This window comes from Paenibacillus sp. FSL R7-0026 (assembly GCF_038004485.1).
GTDB lineage: Bacteria > Bacillota > Bacilli > Paenibacillales > Paenibacillaceae > Paenibacillus > Paenibacillus xylanexedens_A.
On sequence record NZ_JBBORG010000001.1, the window covers coordinates 6,055,699 to 6,075,459 of the forward strand.

The 19,761-nt window shown below is 48.1% G+C and carries 13 protein-coding genes; all 13 read right to left on the reverse strand.

The window, feature by feature from the left end; genetic code table 11:
* Positions 1-10: 10 nt before the first annotated feature.
* Positions 11-871 (reverse strand): ABC transporter permease, encoded by an 861-nt coding sequence (locus MKY44_RS26565; protein WP_235193717.1) that lies wholly within the window; start codon positions 869-871, stop codon positions 11-13.
* A gap of 333 nt (positions 872-1,204) precedes the next feature.
* Positions 1,205-2,752: a response regulator gene (locus MKY44_RS26570; RefSeq protein ID WP_341009290.1), complete on the reverse strand. Its 1,548-nt coding sequence runs from the start codon at positions 2,750-2,752 to the stop codon at positions 1,205-1,207.
* 270 nt (positions 2,753-3,022) lie between these two features.
* On the reverse strand, positions 3,023-3,937 hold the full coding sequence (locus MKY44_RS26575) for a class I SAM-dependent methyltransferase (RefSeq protein ID WP_341009291.1): 915 nt from the start codon (positions 3,935-3,937) through the stop codon (positions 3,023-3,025).
* 211 nt (positions 3,938-4,148) lie between these two features.
* On the reverse strand, positions 4,149-5,372 hold the full coding sequence (locus MKY44_RS26580; protein WP_145325000.1) for an MFS transporter: 1,224 nt from the start codon (positions 5,370-5,372) through the stop codon (positions 4,149-4,151).
* A gap of 192 nt (positions 5,373-5,564) precedes the next feature.
* A complete protein-coding gene (locus tag MKY44_RS26585) occupies positions 5,565-7,628 on the reverse strand; it encodes a molybdopterin-containing oxidoreductase family protein (RefSeq protein ID WP_341009293.1) in 2,064 nt (687 codons plus the stop codon).
* Between the two features lie 426 nt (positions 7,629-8,054).
* The gene (locus tag MKY44_RS26590) at positions 8,055-8,906 is read right to left on the reverse strand and encodes a formate/nitrite transporter family protein (protein WP_341009294.1); all 852 of its coding nucleotides are present in this window, start codon (positions 8,904-8,906) and stop codon (positions 8,055-8,057) included.
* Positions 8,907-9,291: 385 nt separating this feature from the next.
* Positions 9,292-10,653, reverse strand: coding sequence for an FAD-dependent oxidoreductase (locus MKY44_RS26595; RefSeq protein WP_341009296.1), 1,362 nt, complete (start codon positions 10,651-10,653; stop codon positions 9,292-9,294).
* A 482-nt stretch (positions 10,654-11,135) separates the two neighbouring features.
* Complete coding sequence (locus tag MKY44_RS26600) at positions 11,136-11,615, reverse strand: glutathione peroxidase (RefSeq protein ID WP_047840764.1); 480 nt, start codon at positions 11,613-11,615, stop codon at positions 11,136-11,138.
* A 239-nt stretch (positions 11,616-11,854) separates the two neighbouring features.
* Entirely contained in the window at positions 11,855-12,739 is an 885-nt protein-coding gene (locus MKY44_RS26605; protein ID WP_036667819.1) for an ABC transporter ATP-binding protein, read from the reverse strand.
* A 485-nt stretch (positions 12,740-13,224) separates the two neighbouring features.
* The gene (locus MKY44_RS26610) at positions 13,225-16,425 is read right to left on the reverse strand and encodes a GAP1-N2 domain-containing protein (RefSeq protein ID WP_341009297.1); all 3,201 of its coding nucleotides are present in this window, start codon (positions 16,423-16,425) and stop codon (positions 13,225-13,227) included.
* Positions 16,422-17,681 carry a TRAFAC clade GTPase domain-containing protein gene (locus MKY44_RS26615; RefSeq protein ID WP_024632789.1) on the reverse strand — a complete coding sequence of 420 codons (1,260 nt, stop codon included), beginning with the start codon at positions 17,679-17,681 and terminating at the stop codon, positions 16,422-16,424. Before MKY44_RS26615 ends, MKY44_RS26610 begins: the two co-directional genes overlap by 4 nt.
* A gap of 90 nt (positions 17,682-17,771) precedes the next feature.
* Positions 17,772-18,419, reverse strand: coding sequence for a beta-mannanase (locus tag MKY44_RS26620; RefSeq protein WP_341009298.1), 648 nt, complete (start codon positions 18,417-18,419; stop codon positions 17,772-17,774).
* 19 nt (positions 18,420-18,438) lie between these two features.
* The gene (locus MKY44_RS26625) at positions 18,439-19,722 is read right to left on the reverse strand and encodes a vWA domain-containing protein (protein ID WP_341009300.1); all 1,284 of its coding nucleotides are present in this window, start codon (positions 19,720-19,722) and stop codon (positions 18,439-18,441) included.
* Positions 19,723-19,761 lie beyond the last annotated feature (39 nt).

Below are 19,761 nucleotides of genomic sequence, written 5' to 3' on the forward strand. Positions count from 1 at the left end.
CACCTTCCGATTACCAGAGACTGGTTGAGTTAAGCTTTCTGCTGATCGCGTTTGCGATAATGAGCAGCGCGAAATTAATGACGCCGTTAAATAGTCCGATGGCGGTTGAATACGTATAGTTCCCCTCCAAAATACCGGATCGATAAACAAAGGTGGATATGACATCCGATGTCTCATAGGTCGGTGCCGTTTGCATCAGCAATATTTTCTGAAAATCCGCGTTCATGACCGCCCCCATACGCAGAATTAACATGATCACAATCGTGGGCATAATGCCCGGCAGTGTAATATGTAACAGCTGTCTCCAGCGGCCTGCGCCGTCAATTTTGGAAGCTTCATACAACTGAGGATCAATACCACTTAGTGCTGCCAAAAAGATAATCGAGGCCCAGCCTGCGCCCTGCCATATGTTGGACAGGATGTACATCGGACGGAACATATCTTTTTCCGCCAAAAACATGATCGGCTGCAGATCGAAAAAGTCACGAATGACGTTAAATAACCCACCGTCCAGAGATGAGAACGTTTTTAACATTCCAACCACAACGACAACCGAGATGAAATGCGGCATATAACTTATGGTCTGTACTGCACCTCTGAACCACTTCTTCCGGACTTCATTCAGTAGCAGTGCTAGTAGAATCGGAGCCGGGAAACCAAACACAATACTGTAAAAACTCAAAATCAGTGTGTTCTTAATCAGTCGCCAGAAATAATAACTTTCAAAAAACATGGTGAAGTTGTCAAATCCAACCCATTCGCCTGCCAAGATTCCTTTGATCGGGTTGTAGGATTCCTGAAATGCCATCAGTAGCCCGTACATTGGCCCATAGCTGAAAATCAGATAGTAGGCTACCACAGGAACGAGCATCAGATAAACGTATCTGTTGCGGACAAGTTCCTTTTTCACCGAACTCCATTTGCCAGCTGGCTTCAAACGCCCAGGTTCAATCCCCCGGCTTCGATTCAGCTCCATCCACTCAACCTCCACTCTCGATGTTCATTCACTAACATGACACTTCTAATGATAGAAGCGAGCGCCTTTTCTTCCCATGCTCATTTCCGATAAATGGATGTTCAAAACCGAGTTCCGTCCGACAAAAAAAGACCCTGCCGCCGATGAATGGCGTACAGGGCCCGATCACAGATTAGATGTAGATCGGATATAAAGATTAGCTATGTAGAAGCCGGTAGCAACGCTGTCTTAGGGTACTTTTCTATACTCGGAAGGGGAGAAACCCGTGTATTTCTTGAACATTTTGCTGAAATACGGCCAGTTGGCACCAAACCCTGTCTGTTCGGCGAGCGAGGATACGGTATAGTTCCCGCCCTGCTCCAGAAGCTCCAATGCTTTACGGAGGCGGTAGCTTAACACATAGTTCGTAAATTTCTCACCAGTTTCTTTTTTGAACATTTTGCCGATGTAGTCTGGATTCATGTATATTTCCCCAGCGATAGACTGGAGTGTTAATGTCTCGTCCCTGTAACGCTTCTCTACCAGCTGTTTCACACTCCCTACCATCTGCGATTGTCTGGAGCGATGTTGTTCATAGCGGCGCAGGGTGATTTCCTTGCCGACGGCAAGCAGAAACTGTTGAAAAGAATGCAGGGTGCTGGATTCAATCATACTTGGCAACTGGTCCATATACCTTTTCATCTCGGCAGAGCCGCTGAGTCGAATCATCTCCATAAACATCTGAATAAGATAGGACTTCGTTTGGGATATATCGTATCGCAAGCTGGCAAGCAGCTGAAACATCCGGTTCAGCTCTGATCCCACTTCCTGCCAGTGTCCCGCCTTGATTGCAGTAACCATCCGCTCTGGATCGTATTCGAATTCAGGAAGAATGCGTTCTCCGGGAGAGTAGACATCCCGCTCCATAATGAGACTGCCCTCACCGAGGTAAAAGCGGTAATTGAGATAAACCAGCGTCTGCATGTACAAATGGCGTGCCTGCGAAAGGTCTCCTGGCTCGCTCAGCGCAATCGTGAGATCATCATGGTAATATCGGGTAAATGTGGCGCGAATCTCATCGATATTATGGAACAACTGCGTTTCAGACAACTTGTCCTCCATAATTAGTAACACATGCCTTCCAACCGTGGCACTTAAGATGGGATTGTGAAAAATATCTTCGGCAATGTTCTTCACCGCGAACAAGTGCAAATACTCATGATCCCCCTCAATCTCTACCAGCAGCAACCGCACACGTTGGTCCTGAAACTGTACATCGAATAATTCCTCGAAATACTTCCATTCCTTGACCCCGTATGTTCTGTTCGTGACTAGCTCTTTCAGAAAATATTCCTTGGCATGTGGCAGTACACGCTCCAGATTATATTGGATCGACTGTACAAAGCGCTCTTGATCGGTTAACTCTCTCTTCTCACTGACCAATTCACTAATAGCCTCTACGAGATGTTCTTCACTGCAGGGTTTGAGCAAATAATGCTTCACCCCATACTGCATGGCAGTCTTCGCATATTCAAACTCCGTAAAACCTGTGAGCATGATAAACGAGATATGCTGATACTTCTCGGCCACTGCTTCAACCAGCTGTAACCCATCCATTCCCGGCATGCGAATGTCCGAGATGATAATATCCGGACGTTGCCGCTCAATTGAAGCGAGCGCTTCCAATCCATCTTGAGCAATGCCGATCAGTTCTGTTCCTAATCTGGACCAGTCCACCACACTGGAGATCCCGTCCGAGATCATAAATTCATCATCAACCAGCAAAACCTTGTACATCGTATGCATCCCCCTGCCTTTAACCAGATCCATTCTATTATATGAGCATTATGCACAAATAGAGGCAAGGACATTGAATGACATGGAATTGTACCCTAACAAGTCTGATTTCTGAACATTTGTATCACATGCGAAGTTATTGACAACTGAATCATGGTCTATGTTGATCCTTCGTTCAAACCAAACAACCCTCACCCTGCCACAGGGTGAAGGTTGGTCGTTGTTATGCAAATGCGGGCTATATAAGTGACCATACATGCCCGGATCGATTTATTTTTTTACCGCGTGAATAAAATGTATCGTTTCAAATGCCCTTAGATAATCGGTTCGATCCTGGAAAAACTGTTCCTGAATCGCCTCTGGAGTCAGATGCTCATAGATAAGCAACCCCGCTTTATCAAGCAAGGCCTCCATCTCCACATATGCATACCCGGATTTCATCGGCTCACCGCCAGCTGCTGCCATCTGGATCATATGGTCCACGGGATTAGATATGCCCTTCGTTTCAAAAAGATGTTCGTCAGCGTAGTCAAAAACAATTGAACTTCCGGAAGGCAGTTTCGTAAACAACATTTGCAACATCCGGGACAAATTTTCTTTGGTCAAGTAAAAAGAGACGCCAAGTAAACTCACAAAAGATTTCTCGCTGCTTAACTCTTCAGTCACGAGTGTTGAAAGGGAGTCCTTATCGGTCAAATCCATAGCCACAAAGTGCAGATTGGATGGAATAGGTAGTTTCGCGGACGACAGCCGACTGCGTTTGAATTGCTGTGTGGCCGGGATATCCACTTCAATGATGTTCAGTCTATCCTTTAATTCCGGATACCGAAACGCAAACGTATCCAGACCGGCTCCAAGTATTACATATTGCGTGCCTCCCAATGCCATTTCATGAAGCAGCACTCGTTCGCAATATGCGGCACGTGCCAAGGGGGTTGGAGCAATCTGGGTCTGTACAATCCACCTCAGTATATCATCCGGGTCGTCCTTGATCATATGAGCCATGTCCGGGTTGAAAAAATGGATACCTTGAATCATATTCTCACGGATATCCGAAAACTCTTGAGGAGTGATAAGCGCACTGGCTATATAATCATCCAAAATAAGAGGTGTATCGTATTGGCAGTGGTAAGATCGACCAAAAGCCGAAATCAAGGATGTAATGCTGGACTCATTTTGCTTCATATTTCATCCTCCCGTACAAACAAAAATAAGATTCCCCCTGGCCAGGAGAACCTTAGTATATACTGAATATTTCAATATGTAAATTATTGCATAAAAAGATTTTTTTGTCAATATAATTCTAAGGGATGAATCTGACAGGTAAAAGTAGCTTTCTTTTCTCCTCCACTCTAACCTGTCCTCTCCCTTCATCATACGACTCACCCCAAAAAGGCTAGGCGTCCATTCCATACTCCTTCACTTCACGGTTACGGTTCAACACCGCATGCAGCACAAAACCAAGTACCGCAATCGCTGCTGTGCCTGTTGCCAGCCACGCTACAGGAATAAGTCCCTGTTTGTCATACATGACCCCCATCGCATAGGGCCCGATAACCCGTCCAACCGCACCGATCCCACCCGATATCCCGATGTAAAAAGGTGCCGCCCTGCCAGCATGCTCCGAGATAAACGCAGGCGTTGCAGGGGAGATCAACATCTCCCCAAACGTGGCAAGTACCATTGCAAGCACCATGCCTGGATAGCTGTACATGGTAATCATGACAATGTAGGCCATACCATAGAATACCGCACTCGCCGTCATCTGGGCAGTGGAGGTACGGGCCATGGTCCGTTTCACCCAGCTGGTGAAGGGTTGGCCCACAAATATCAGCACCCCGTTGAGGGTCCAGAGCAGACCGTACATTCTTTTTTCCATACCCTCAGAGATGATATACGGGGACACACCTGTGTTCCAGATGGAGTTGCCGAATAACAGGAAGAGCACGCCCAAGCTCATAAACAGATATAATCGGGTATTACCCAGCAATGCCCAGACGCCCGGCCCATCGGGGACGGTTTTCCGTTTCGTCAGATGTACTTCCCCCTGATCCGGTTCAACCCGCGACAGATAATACCAGAAGAAAATTGCAAATCCGGCTGAGGTCACCCCGTTCAGTACAAAGCTGAGGTGATAGGAAAAGTCAGCCAGAAAACCGCTCAGCGCCGTACCAATCGCCACCCCGATATTGTTCGCCACATAGATAATATTGAATAATTCACCGCGTCGCTCCGCAAACCGGAAGCCAATAAAAGCCTGAATCGCTGGCAGCGACAATGAACTGAACAGGCCAATCCAGCCCATAGCACATATAAATATGACCCAATACGCGCTAATCCAGGGCAACGCAAACAAACCTAACGCATTAAGCGCCAGTGAGCCAATGATCAGCTTCTTCACGCCCACCCGGTGATACAACGAACCTCCGAGCAATTGTCCGAAGATGCCACCCAGGGACTGAATGAGGATCACAAAACCCGCGTTTGCCATCGTCCTCCCAAGCTCATCAAACACATACATGGTGGTCAGCGGCCACATCAAGGCACTGCCGGTTGCGTTAACCAGACTTGCCAGTAAAAATATTCTCACTTCTTTTGGATAGTTATCCAGCCATCTCATCATCGTTAATTCATTCTCCTTAGTACCTCTGCACAAACAAATAGCCATAAAAAATAGACCTTTGCCCTGACGGCATAACCATAACCAGCCAGAGCGAAGGTTTTATGAAGTGTTACATCTATTGCACTATAATCCTGCTCAAATTCTAGCCTTTGTTCATCTTACCTCAAAAAAATCATGCTGCAAGCACACTCATTGACGCTTCACTTCAACAGTGGCCGAGAAGAAGGTAGCCCCGTTGCCCATGTCCGACAACCGATTGGACGTCAGTGAATTCGCTCGCTGCTTCTTGCCATCACCATCCCACCATAAACCCTGGCTGATGACGGTTCCCGGCAACATGGCTTCACTCACCTTGGCAGTAAGTTCGATGCGCCCGCGTTCATTCCATACGACCACTGCATCGCCATCCTCCACGTTTCTACGGATGGCGTCCTCGGGGTGTATCTGCAATAAAGGCATCTTTTCCAAACGTTGATGTTTGGCTGAATTGCCAAAGGTGGAGTTCAGGAAATTATGGTTTGGCGGCGACAGGAACATCAATGGATACGTATCGGCAGGTCCAGCCGGATGCTCCCCATCGTATCCTTCAACCAGAGCACTATAGGTAGGGAGCGGCGGAAGCCCTCGCTGTTCCATCGTCTCGGAATACAATTCGATTTTGCCTGAAGGTGTGGGCAGCTGATCCAGATATGCAGCATGTGGCGTCATATCCAGCTTCACGAATCGATGTTCCTTCAGTCCTTCCAACGTGACTCCATTCATGTAGGGGTTGCCTGTGCCCTGAAGTGCGTCCTCAATCATCTGTTCCGGTGTTTCTCCAAAGATTGCAGGATCGTACCCCATAGCCTGCCCAAGCAGCGAGAACAGTTCCACATTGCTCTTGCTCTCTCCAATCGGTGCAATTACCGGCTCTTGCAGATGAACGTACTGATGCCAATAAGAGGTGTACAGGTCCGTCGCTTCAAATGAAGATGTGGCTGGCAATACGATATCTGCATACTTCGCCGTATCCGTCATGAACAGATCATGCACAACCGTGAACAGATCCTCCCGTGAAAAACCTCGCTCCACCCGCTCGGTATCCGGTGCCACCACCAGTGGATTGCTGCAGTAGACCATCATAGCCCGAATTGGCTGCTCTGCTTCCAGCAACGCTTCACCAATCCGGTTCATGTTCACCACTCGCGGCTCCGGATTCTGCCGCAGCTCCGGACGTTCCAGCGCGTCGCTATTTGTGCTCGCGTAGCTGTTGGTGCGAACGGCACCGCCGCCTTGCTTCAGCCATTGCCCTGTAATGGCAGGCAGACATGCAACGCTACGCACGTTCATCCCCCCATTATCATGGTGCTGGAGACCATTGCCGATGTGAATATGAGCTGCTTGTGCGTTGCCGTATAGTTCGGCCAGCTCCACAATGGTTTCCTCCGGCACGCCCGTAATACGTGCAACGCGGTCAGGGGTGTAACTGCGGACATGATCACGTAGTGCCTCATGACCTATCGTATACTTTTGCATAAACGCTTCATCCGTTAGTCCCCGTTCGAACAGCACATGCATCAATCCCAGCGCCAGTGCGCTGTCCGTGCCCGGATACAAAGGAATAAACCAGTCGCCCCATTGGGCGGTACGATTGCGATGAACGTCGATGACGACGATCTTGGCACCTTTCTTGCGGGCTTTCTCCGCCAAAACGACCTGGTGCATATTGGTACTGACGATATTGCCGCCCCACACCAGGATGAGATCCGCATGCTCCGTATCTTCCGGCACCGTTCCACGATTGGCACCCATCGTATATTTCCAGCCGGTATTTCCAGCAGAGTTACAGATCGTCTGCTCCAGTACACTCGCACCAAGCGCATTGAAGAAACGTCGATCCATGCCGTCTACGCCGAGAATGCCCATGTTACCGTAAAAGCTGTAGGGCAGGATGCTCTCCGGGCCGTAGGTTTCGGACAATGCAGTGAATTTGGTCGTAATCTCGCGAATCGCTTCATCCCAACTGATTCGTTCGAACTTGCCTTCACCTTTGGCTCCTACACGTTTCATCGGATATTGTAGACGTTCGGGGTGATACACCCGCTCAGTCATATTCCTAACTTTATTACAGATGGCACCCTTGGTTATGGGATGATCCGGATTGCCTGCCACCTTCACAATTTTGCCGTTCTCTTTATGTAATAACAGACCACAAGTGTCCGGACAGTCGAGCGGGCACACCGCCGCAAATATACCATTCTCCTGATCGATCATCGTAAGGCTCCCCTCTATAAAAGCTATCCCTATATCATATCTTCTTCGAGGTAATCGCGTAAAGAGAACAGTATGTTTTTGCTTCATATTCGCCGCTATGGCGGCTTTAAATTATTTTCAAAAAAATGTTTTTGAGTTGATTCAACTTCAGAATTCAGGGGTAAATTAAAAATAAGGCATTAGGCTAGTGTTTCCCCACTTCCTCCTCATGCCATATCATGGACCACTCCCGAAATTCGCCATGAACAGGTTTCGTTCCCCCGAACCTTGTCATGGCGAATTTATTTTGCGTTAAACTCCAACAAGGACCCCATACAAAAAAACGATCCCGCCCTGCTCCATCACAGCATATTCGCCATGAACCGAGCAAGATCAGAATCGTCTTCACTTCTGCTATAAGTGTATATATGCCCCGCTCTGTGCCCTCTATGCCTGCTTACTCAACATCACTCTAGCCTCTGTCTCCACAGGTTCGATCGACGTCGCCATCTCTGGCTTCACTTTTGGTTCAACTTGGCGCAGGTACACCACCCAATAGGCTGCAGCTACAAACAGAGCACCACCAGTCAGATTCCCGAGCCATACCGGAATGAAATTCATCACATATTGGCCCCACGAATAATGTCCTTCGAAGATTGCCGCCGGGATGAGGAACATATTGGCCACAACGTGCTGGAATCCAATCGCCACAAACGCCATCGTTGGAAACCAAATCCCTAGTACCTTGCCACTCATCGTATCCGAAGCATAAGATAGCCACACGGCCAGCGCGACCAGCCAGTTACAGCCGATGCCAGAGATGAAAGCTTGCAGGAAGCCGTCATGCAGCTTATGCCCAGCCATATCCACCACTTTTGCCAGATATACACCCTCTCCGGTCAGACCCAGCACATGTCCAAACGCGTACGCGACAAACAAAGCTCCAACAAAATTACCAATCGTCACTAAGGTTAGATTTTTCAACATGCTACCCACGGATAGTTTTCGTGCAATCGTTGCAAGTGGTACTGCCATCATGTTACCTGTCAGCAACTCGCCACCACCGATGAGCACCAAGATTAGTCCCACCGGGAACACTGCTGCACCAATCAGATTGACCAGACTCCCCCACTCTGCCGGCGCAGAAGCAATCACCCGAATATCCAGTAGAAAACCCAGCGCAATAAAAGCCCCTGCCAGAAAACTAAGCACCAGTACAGAAGACACCGGATACTGAGCCTTCTTCATTCCTGTTTGCGCCGTATATTGTGCAACCTCAAGAGGTGTTTTTGCAGCCATATCATTCATCCTCTCCTTCATTGTTCATCATTGGATAAAACATCTGAAATTCATTAGTTATGCGTTGAATACCACATCCTAATTGTATCTCGGTCCTAAACATAACTTTGTGCAAATTATCACAATGTTGTTTAAAAAGATACTTTAAAAGTGTCTTGGAATAGTTATGACAGCAAGAGTATAGTAAAGCCTTTTGAAGCTGTAAAATCACAAAAAAGACTGACGATATACTCGCCAGTCTTCTTTTTCCTTTATAAACGTCTATAATCCGTCCGCCTTGTTTCGTAATCCTGGCAGTTATTGTACACCTCTTATTTACGGACAAGCATGACTTATCTTCGTATCGCGTTTATCATGCAATCTGTTCAACCATCTATTCTCTTCCTTACACCATTGCTGGTGCTTTTACTTCTATTGGAGGCAGTGCTTGCAGACCCGCCGTGTTCAGGAAGTTCCACGGTTTGTTGTAATGTGGCTGGAAGAAGAAGTCGATGAAGGCCAGCTCATCTACGGTCATGTTGTTTTGGATGCAGACCGAGATCGTATTAATCGATTGGGTCAGATCAACCTGAGACATCACCTGTGCTCCGACGATCCGACGAGTTGCCTGCTCATATACCACTTTAAGCAACAGTTTCTCAGCCGTTGGCATAAACTCCGGACGGTAGCTGTCTTCCAGTACCACGGATTCAACAATCAGACCTTCGTCAGCAGCAGACGTTTCTGTCATCCCGGTACCTGCAATATTTTGCTCATAAATTTTGATACCCGATGTGCCTTGTGTACCCATATACGGTGTTGTAGGACGAACCAGGTTACGGGCTACAAGTGTACCCATCCGCACGGCGTTGGTTGCCAGTGGAATGTAAGCTGCTTTGCCTGTTGGGTTGTAATGAATAGCACAGCTGTCACCCGCAGCGAAGACGTCTTTTTGACTCGTTTGCATATATTTATCCACGATGATTGCGCCGTTTGGCAGCATATCCACTTGGCCTTTGAGCAGCTCGGTATTTGGACGGAAACCAATGCACAGAATAACCAGATCGGTTTCAAACTCTCCTTTGGACGTAATCACCTTAGTTACTTTGCCATTTTCACCAGTAAACTTCTGTACCGTTTGACCAAGAGCCAGCTTGATGCCGCGTCCAGTCAACGTATCTTCAATCGCATCCGTGAATTCAGGGTCCAGGTATTTGTTCAAAATACGGTCCACACTGTCGATCAGGGTAACTTCCTTGCCGTTCATCTGGAAAGCCTCAACCAGTTCTACGCCGATATATCCTGCACCTACAACAGTAACACGTTTGGCATCTTTGGCTTTTTCAATAATCGTGTTGGAATGATTGTAGTTTTTGCAAAGTAAAATGTTATCCATCTCGATGCCTTCAAGCTTTGGAACGACAGGCCATGAACCCGTTGTCACGATCAGTTTGTCAAACGTATCTTCAAATTCTTCCCCGGTTTGCAGGTTTTTAGCCCGAAGGGTATGACCCTTGGCATCAACTGCTGTAACTTCATGAAGCATCTTGGTCTCAACACCAAGCTCTGCCAATTGATTAGGCGAAGAATAGAACAAACCGTCAGGGTCTTTCACAACCCCACCTACGTAGAGCGCAATGCCACAAGATAGGAAGGAGATATTGTCATTGCGCTCATACACCGTGATGGTAGCATCCGGGTACAATTTGGCGGTATTTACGATGGCTGCGGTTCCTGCGTGTGTACATCCGATAACTGCGATTTTCATTAAAAGTTCCTCCTCGAAATATATAAATGAGTTTGAATATAAGGTTGTTATGGTTGTGAAACATTTCACTTCTTGTTCGAAACTGTGTATGTGATTTATTTCACTTTATACACTCATTATAATGTGATATTTTTCACATTGCAATAGGTTGAGCAAAAAAAGTTTGTCGAAGGAGGTCATTTCCCTGTATTTAAGCCTTTCTTCCCTTCATTGTGTTGATTTCATTGTCCCCGGATTCGAGCGGGTTTATGCTATGTAACGGCTTCCGTGATCCCTGTATGAACGCAGTGTGGACGTATAAAGTTAGAGGCGTCTCCTGCCTTCATGTTTGACTTATACAAAATTAAATACTTCAAATTTCAATACAGGGTTGATTTCATGGATCCAACTCCTACCTGTGAAGAGAAAAAGCAACGTATATAAAATAATCAAAGAAGCCTATCCTTGCATAAGCAAGGATAGGCTTCTCACACGTTCATGTATTAACCGAGCAATTTTTCGATATCTGCAATCATTGTCTCCGGAGATTCTTTTGGTTCAACACGACCTACCACTTCACCTTCACGGTTAACAAGGAACTTGGTGAAGTTCCATTGGATGTCGCTTGTTTCACCTACGCCAGGTTGTTGCTCCTTCAGGTATTGGAACAGGGGATGAGTGTCCTCACCATTCACATCTACCTTGGCAAACACCGGGAAATTCACACCATAGTTAATCTGGCAAAATGATTCCGCTTCCTCACTTGTACCTGGCTCCTGCCCTCCAAACTGGTTACAAGGGAAACCCAGTACAACCAAGCCTTGATCGCGATAACGATCATAGAGCTTTTGCAATTCACCGTATTGCGGGGTCAGCCCACACTTGCTGGCTGTATTGGCAATGACCAATACCTTACCTTGATACAGATCCAGTGAGACTTCTTGGTTAGCGGTGGTTACCGCCTGATATGAATATACGGACATGACTGATTCCTCCCATGACATATGTTGGTTTGGGCTGTTGCGAGCACGTTGGCATAACCAATGAACTCACAGCCTGTCCTATTATTATAGACCTGATCCGATACGATTACCAAATCCCGGGTCTACCCGTCCCCTTTGCTCCCATGAGTTGCAAATTCCCCATGAATGCAAAAGAGCCGCGTGCAATAGCGCACAGCGGCTTCATTCTATAATGTAAGGACCACATATGGCCCATTTCGTTAACTTCCTGTCGCTTGAACACGTGGTTCTGTCCGTCCTCCAGCATGAACCATCGCACTGTTCATGACCAGCTGCTCTGGCGTCTTCGATTGCTGGCGTTCGCCTGCAAGAGCGTAAGGCAAGCAGAGCGGTACACCGGAACGCGGATCAATCACGATATCTGCTTCAATGTTGAATACTTCACGAAGTACATCCGAATTCATAACTTCTACAGGTGAACCATGAGCAATGGCTTTACCTTTTTTGATACCAATCATGTGATGTGCGTAGCGGGAAGCATGATTCAAGTCATGCACAACCATAACAATGGTACGGTTGGCTGTGGCATTCAGTTGCTCCAGTAATTGCAATACTTCGAGCTGGTGAGCCATATCCAGGAACGTAGTCGGCTCGTCCAGGAAAAGGATATCTGTTTCTTGTGCAAGTGCCATGGCAATCCAGGCACGTTGACGCTGTCCACCGGACAGTTGATCAATCGGACGATCATGGAATTCAGTCATGGCTGTCACTTCGATAGCCCATTCAATCATACGTTTGTCTTCCGCACGCATGGAGCCAAATCCTTTTTGATAAGGAAAGCGACCATACGATACCAGTTCAGTAACGGTAAGACCTTCAGGGGCTGTTGGATTCTGTGGCAAAATCGCAAGTTGCTTGGCAACTTCACGCGTGGACTGTTTATGGATGGACTTCCCGTCGAGCAATACATTACCTGCTTTTGGAGCCATAATACGTGCCATCGTTTTCAGGATGGTTGACTTCCCTGAACCATTGGCTCCAACAAGTGCTGTAATTTTTCCTTGGGGAATCTGAATATTCAGATCCTCTACAATTAGTCTTTCCTCATAAGCGATATCCAGCTTGGTCGTCTCCAGACGAAACATGCGATCATCCCTCTCTCATTTATCCCGGTTATGTAATCCGGCTATGACAACAAAAACGAAATTGTAATTCTGTGTATTTCCGACGCAAATATCTTCTACACTAAAGATACTGATAATCATTATCATTTGTCAACATGAAAAACCAAATTTTCTTCTCTTTTCGTGCTTTATTTGGTCTTTCTGTAGCAGAAATCCCGCTCTTTTCCCAAGTACACATGAGATCTTTTCTCATTCATTCCGCGCACTTTATCACTTCTGACTGTTTTTCAAACTCTTGAATCGCAAATTTTGTGTCTGAATTGTGAATATATGATTTTTTTCATGTGATTGCTGCATCCGGGATGTGAATCAAAAAAAGATGACCTTGAAATCTAAAGTTCAAGGTCATCTCACATACGCTCGTTTAATAAGGTATGAAGTCAGCATTTCATTATTGGATCAAAAGACACTTAATGAATCTATGCAACATGTTCATATAAAATAACTTACAGCTTAGGCTGCGGCATCAATTGGATCACTGTCATATTGCCCTGCGTACTCTTCACACTGACAATGCTCTCCGCATCCATATTCGCTGGAAGATCGATCTGCAATCCATACGGATAGAGACGATCTACCTCTCCAATAGACATCTGTGCAGGAGTGTTCGCATCCGCATCCTGTTCATTGGATACAGATGTGTCAGGCGATGTGGAACCAGTAACTTGATCTGCATCCGTACCTTGATCCGTGTCTCCACTCGCAGCATTAGACGATGCATTCGTCCCTGTATCCGTTGTTGTATCGGTAGCAGGATCTGAAGTGGAATCACCAGATGTTGAAGGATCGTCCTGTTGATCGCCATCCTGCGTCTGCTCTGTGTTCCCCGCATTTCCCGCTGAAGAACCATGCGTGCTTCCTTCGGAAGTACTTCCTGAACTACTATCGGAAGGAACTTGGTTATCTGGCTCCTCATTCCGATTAAAACTCTCCCACTTACCTGTAGTGTCCAACTCCTGAGTACTGCCATCCTTCAACGTCAATTGAAGTTTGCCTTGCTCAAACTCAGTGCTTCCCGTATCGTTCCTGAAACGGATCACCAGTTGAGCAGGTGACTCCGTACCCTCCTGTTCACTCGCAGGAATCATATAAGCAATCTGCTCCGCGAGCTGCACCTCCGGTTCAGCCGGTATGACAGGCTCCTGGGTAGATGGAGGGGATGCCGCTGGCGGCTCTACAGAATCTTTCATCCATGCATATGTACCGCCAGCAATACCCAGAACCAGGATCAAGAGGATTAATCCGAACAGATTTTTCCTTTTACCCGTTAGCATCCGCACCAGTGGAGAGGACAATTCCGTCTTCGCACGGTCATAGACCGGCTTCATTGTCTTGCTGGCTCTCGCATAATACGGTTTGAAAGCCGACTTCGACTTGAAAGCTTCACGATCATGGGCCTTGAAATACGCCACGATCGCATCCGCATATCCTTTATGCGCATTGGAACCCCGGACAAACATTCGATGATCTCCTGACCATTCGAAGAATGGATACAGCCCTTCAGCACGACTTGCATTGGTGCGGATGAATTCAATCAGGCCAGGATAATCCAACCGATTGCTGCCGCTTCCCCCCCGATAAAAAGCCATCGGCAAAGCTTCATATGCTGCGATCCCCGGATGAGCCTGCAGCTCTGCGGCAAGCCAGCGACGCGTCCAGCGTTGAAGTTCATTGCGTTCTGCCAGGGAAAGTGCCTCCAATGCCTCTTCTTCATTCCCCTCGCCACTAAGCCACACTCTCGCAGCCAGCATCATGTTCGTTCGAGCAGATACATCAGAGCCCTGACGTGCCGCCCAATCCCGAACCTCATTACCATGCTGCAAAATATCAATGCTTAATAGCTGTTCACGGTTAACCCGTTCCAGATCCAGATCCTGAATCATAAACAGGTTAATGACATAAGCCAGCTTGTCTGCAAGGCGGGTTAACTCCTCCTGATATGCCGGATCTTGACTGGCAGACAGAGATCCCCCTTTGCGATTAGGGCGGGCTGTAGCTCCAGATTGACCAATTCGTGCCGTAATGCCTGTATCATAGGTGACATCAGCGGATACCCGATCCAGTATGCTAACTCGTTGTAGTGCTTCATTCGCAGATTGTACCGGATTAGGCGCAGAACATAACCGTTCACGCAACTCATTGGCTGTCCGCTCCTGCAAGAAGCTGTAGTGGATCGCAGATGGATGGGACGTAACCCATCTTCGGATCACTTCAACAACGTTCGCTGCCGATTCCGTGCGTTTCAGCTGATTGTCCAGATAAGGCTCGAACAACAGCTTAGTGAGCGATTCATTGGCCAGCACTTTATCAAAGAAAGCCCGATTCAGCTGCGGATCCCGATCCAGCACAGCATACAATTCCTGTACAGCACGCATACGCTTCTGGGCGCGGGCATTATTCACACCGTAGATAAAATAGTCCACAATCCGGGATTGCACCACGGGCGCGGCAACACTGAAATATTCTCCAATGCGAGCTGCGACGTCTTCTTCGGGTACGTTCTCACGCTTCACGCTGTCCAGTTCCCTGCTGAGCAAGGTCAGGAACAGCTCGTTCAGACGGGAACGTTGCTGCGATCCACCATCCGGCTTCAAATAGGTCAGCAAGCCACTCAGGACATGACTTTTGTTATCCAAATACAGGTCTTCCATGCCCTGTTCAAGACCATAGAACACCGCAAGTTCGCCATAGGCTTCAATGGAAAGTTCCCGCCCAGGCTCCATGCCGGACAGCATCTCATCCGCAAACGTATAGAACGCATCCGCCGCCGCAGGTTCCTGCAATAAGGCCCAAGCGAATTCCGCATAAGGTAACTTCGCCACAGATGCATCCGCATGTGTCACTCTGCCGGATACCAGATCAAAGGTGAAATCCTTCTCTGTATTCCGGTCTTTCGGACGTAACGTTCCTCGCTCTACAAACTGGACGTGAATGCCTTTCTTGGCCTGCGGCTCCTTGGCAAACGTCATGAATCCCAACTGCCGCCGGAATGCGTATGGTAAAGCCGTGTACAGCAAACGTAACAATCCTTTGGCCCCTGCGGTCACTTCCTCTGCGGGAAGGTCCAGCGCAATGTATACTTTTCTGCGTGTCGCTACAGACTGCATTACGGCGTAGAGCAAGCGCTTGAACAGCACTTCGTTCATTTTCAAGACACTCAGCACTTGGGTTGGTGATGAATCAGGACCACTTCCCGGTGAGATGGGCAATTCAGCAAGCGCCGGCAGAACTGTACCTTGTTCGATGTCATAGGACGTAGCGAACACGGCATCCAGCCAGCCGCCTTGTTTCATCTGCTCTTCCGAGCGCTCGGGAGACAAGACGTAATTATGTGCAAAAAAGGCACTGCGCAGCCCGGTGAAATCCGCAGACTGGTACACATTTTGCCCAAGGATTGTCTCCCCACTCTCCAGATGAAGCAGGTGAATGGCAGCTGGAAACTTCGTCTCGTCCTTCTCGCTACGGCCTGTTAGCTCCGCTGGAGCGTCATAGACACAGTAGGGGTGAAGCACTTTTTTGATAAAAGAAGGGTCCAGTCCCGGCGATGCCGCAACCGTATCAAACCCCTCTGTTGTGCGAAACACCCCGCGCCGCTCTCGGGTATACAACTGTTGTTCAATGGGCGGGGTTACGGAAGAACGCATCATCCCACTCTCCCCTCAATGTACTTCAGCTTGTACAATAGCCATAAGAAGGGTTCATCCACGCGAATCGGGCTAACCACACCCTGCAATTTCATATCCACCGGATTGCTGCCTAGCGCAGATACTGCGAAATAAGCTGTATCCTTGAAGTACACATCCATCGTGCCCTTGAACGGACGATCCACCTTCTCAATAAAACGCCGGATCTCCCCGTCGATATTTTCAAACTCAGTTAGGTCGAACCAATCGCGGTGCACCATGTTGCGGAACACGTTACTGTTCGATTTGATATAATCCCCCTCTTCATCCTTGAGGGAATGCAGCATGTCGCTTTTCGTGAGCACAACAGCCGTTGGAATATTGGTCTTGGCTTTGTCCTGATAGGCGATAAAATCTCCAAACATCGTCAGCACCACATCGCGCGGCTCATCGTATCGTGGTGTCCACTCTCCCGGCTCGTTGCCGAGGTTAATGCGGATTTTGTCCCGAATCGAACGAATCTGAAGCGGGTCCACCATAAACAGGATTCCTGCAGAGTTCTTAATGTGCTGCCCGTGAAGTCCGAGGTAATCCTGCTCCACCATACCTTCACCTGCAACGTCAAAGAAGACTAGAGTCAGCGGCGCTTTATCTTCGTCCTTGAACACAAACTGGAAGATAAACGGCTCCTGCAACTTCTCCTTCTGTGTAGAATCCAGAAGATCGCCTCGTTCGAACAACGGTTCTTCATAATCCGCGCGGAATCGGCGGCTGATCTCCGCATTCAGTGGCATGCAAGCCGCGTCAAAATGATCGGCCGTATAATGCTGCAATGTATGAATTAGTGAAGTCATGTAGACGGATTTTCCCACCTGGGATGCACCAATAATGGAAATGATGTTGCTCGGTGCTTTACCTGCTGTAACAGGCAGCTCGTTATGACACTGCGGGCATAACCGGCGACGTGTAACGACACCGTACCGATCGTTAAGACCCATCACGATGTTGTCGGAATAAATCCGATGTTCCTCCGGTACATCATGCGGAGCCAATACGGCCTCCATATCAAATACCGTATCAAGTCCGAACCTTTCGCGATACCGATTCAACTTTGCATCTTCCCCGAGTGCGTAGTCTTCATCATCATCGCGGTGATGGGCAGCTCGGAACACGACCTCTTCCGGTGAAAACTTGCTGAAACAATAAGGGCATACAATATCGTAAAACAGCGGACGTTCCTCCGGCTGTTGTCTCTTCAAAAACCGACTAAAAAAGCTCATAGCCACTCCCCTCCCCTGATCAGTCAGACTAAGGTGATTTACACTTGCACTACGATGACAGAGTAACCTTCCAATCGCTAGTCCAACTATCTAGTCTGATATAAGCCGATAGGCAGCTCCATACTTTGGTCCGTCCGTGAAGAATAATCGCACATAATCATCCTTAGCGACTTCAACGGGCGGCATCTCATTTCTTCCGGGAGCAAAATCACTCACAAAAGGATACACCGTACCATCTTCCTTATTCAGCGGAACCCCGCCCTGTTTGCGAACATAACAGAGGGCTTCCTTTGGAACAGGTACTTCCGCTGTGACGGTGATCAATACACTTTTTCGTTTCTGAAAAAAACCGCTCTTGTAGCGAATGGAAAAGCGGATATCCGCCTTCCCTGCGCTTGCAATCACCATGTTGTCCTCGTCTCGTTGACGGATCAGCACAGGTCCCTCTTCCTGCATCTGACACACATAAACCGTATACTTGATGGCACCAAAACCCGTGATCCGATCCGTGTATCCATTGCTCGCCTTATATTCCTCTCTCGTGTACAGCTTCAGCTTGCCCTGTGCAGGCTCTTCCCCGATATGATCATCGCTCATCATATCCAGCTCCAGCCGTTCCACATACACAGCTTCTACCCGTTCCGGCCAGAGCCAGCGAAGTGTACAACGTCCTTCGTCCACCGCAAGTGTCAGTTTTCGAATCAAGGGTGTCGAAGGGTCTGCATCCGTAAACCGCATTTCCATTGACCTCCCGACGTTAGAATCCTTTGCTGCGTGTATCTCTTGGTCTCTGACCAAACCCTTCGGCAGAAGAAGTTCCGCCGCCAGCTTCACGACGACCCCTGCTCTTCCGCGGCGTGTTCTCCTTAATCGGAACAATCCAGGAGAAGAGGGTCAGTACGCCAGACAAAATGAGCATCGCACCAAGTCGTACGAATGTATCACCCACGTTCGAACCGTCGAGGCCCCATTCCAGCAGAAGCCCTGCCAGTAGACCCGATACCGCACCACCAATACCGAAGCTGAGCGCGAGATGACGGTTATCAAACACAAGTCCGAGTGACACACCCAATGCTACTCCAATCAGTAACACGGCTGCTACACGGAAAATCGCCAGATAAACGCTATGTTCCATCATGCCTGTACGCTCCGTTACCAGCGTCCGTTCATCAATCGTATCGTAGATCTGCTGGAATGCCAGATTCAGACCACCGGAATCCGGTACATCATAGTACATGCCACCCGTTTGCTGAGCAATATTACGCAGCAGATCCGTACCTGATGGGTCCACCAGGCTTAGGCCAACTGTATTAATAGAAATCTGTTCACTGGTATATTGGGACAAAATATCTGCCGTATCCGCTTCACTGAAGCCATCAGATAACAAGATGACAACTGTACCGCGTTTCGGGTCCTGTTTGCCCTGAATCTGTTCCATGCCTTCCCGCAAAACGGCATCAAAATTGGTGCCGCCCGAAGTCGTGACAATGCCATCGATTTTGCTATAAACCTCATTCTTGGCCGCTTCACTATCCAGCGCAATAAACGGCTGTAACAACTGCGGTTGGTCATCAAATGTAATGACAGCTACCTGTTTGTCACTCTCCATTTGGCTGATCAGTGTCTTGGCGGCTTCAAAGCGTCCGTTATCCGGATCTGTATCATTCATGCTGCCCGAGTTGTCGATCATTAGTACGATATCTTTGACTTGCTTCGCACCGCCCGGATTGATCTGATACAACAATTGCAGGGCGAGTCCAACAACAAACAACAGAGCCAGTGTTGCCGGAACAAGCAATTTCCATGACAGTCCCAGATACCGGAGCTTCCATGAAGCACCATTCAGCTTGGGTGAGATCATTTCTGCGATCAAACAGAACAATCCAACGCTCAGCGCCAGTACGCCAAAGTATAATCCCATCAGCAACAGACGTGGCATCTCCCCAAGCCATTGACGCAACATGATTTCTCCTGCCGCAAAGCCGACTGCCCCGCCAATCAGGCTGAACAGGACCAGGAGAAGATTAATTTTTCGCTGCATGTGTGCATGCATCCTTTCCAAACCAGCCTTAAACAGGCT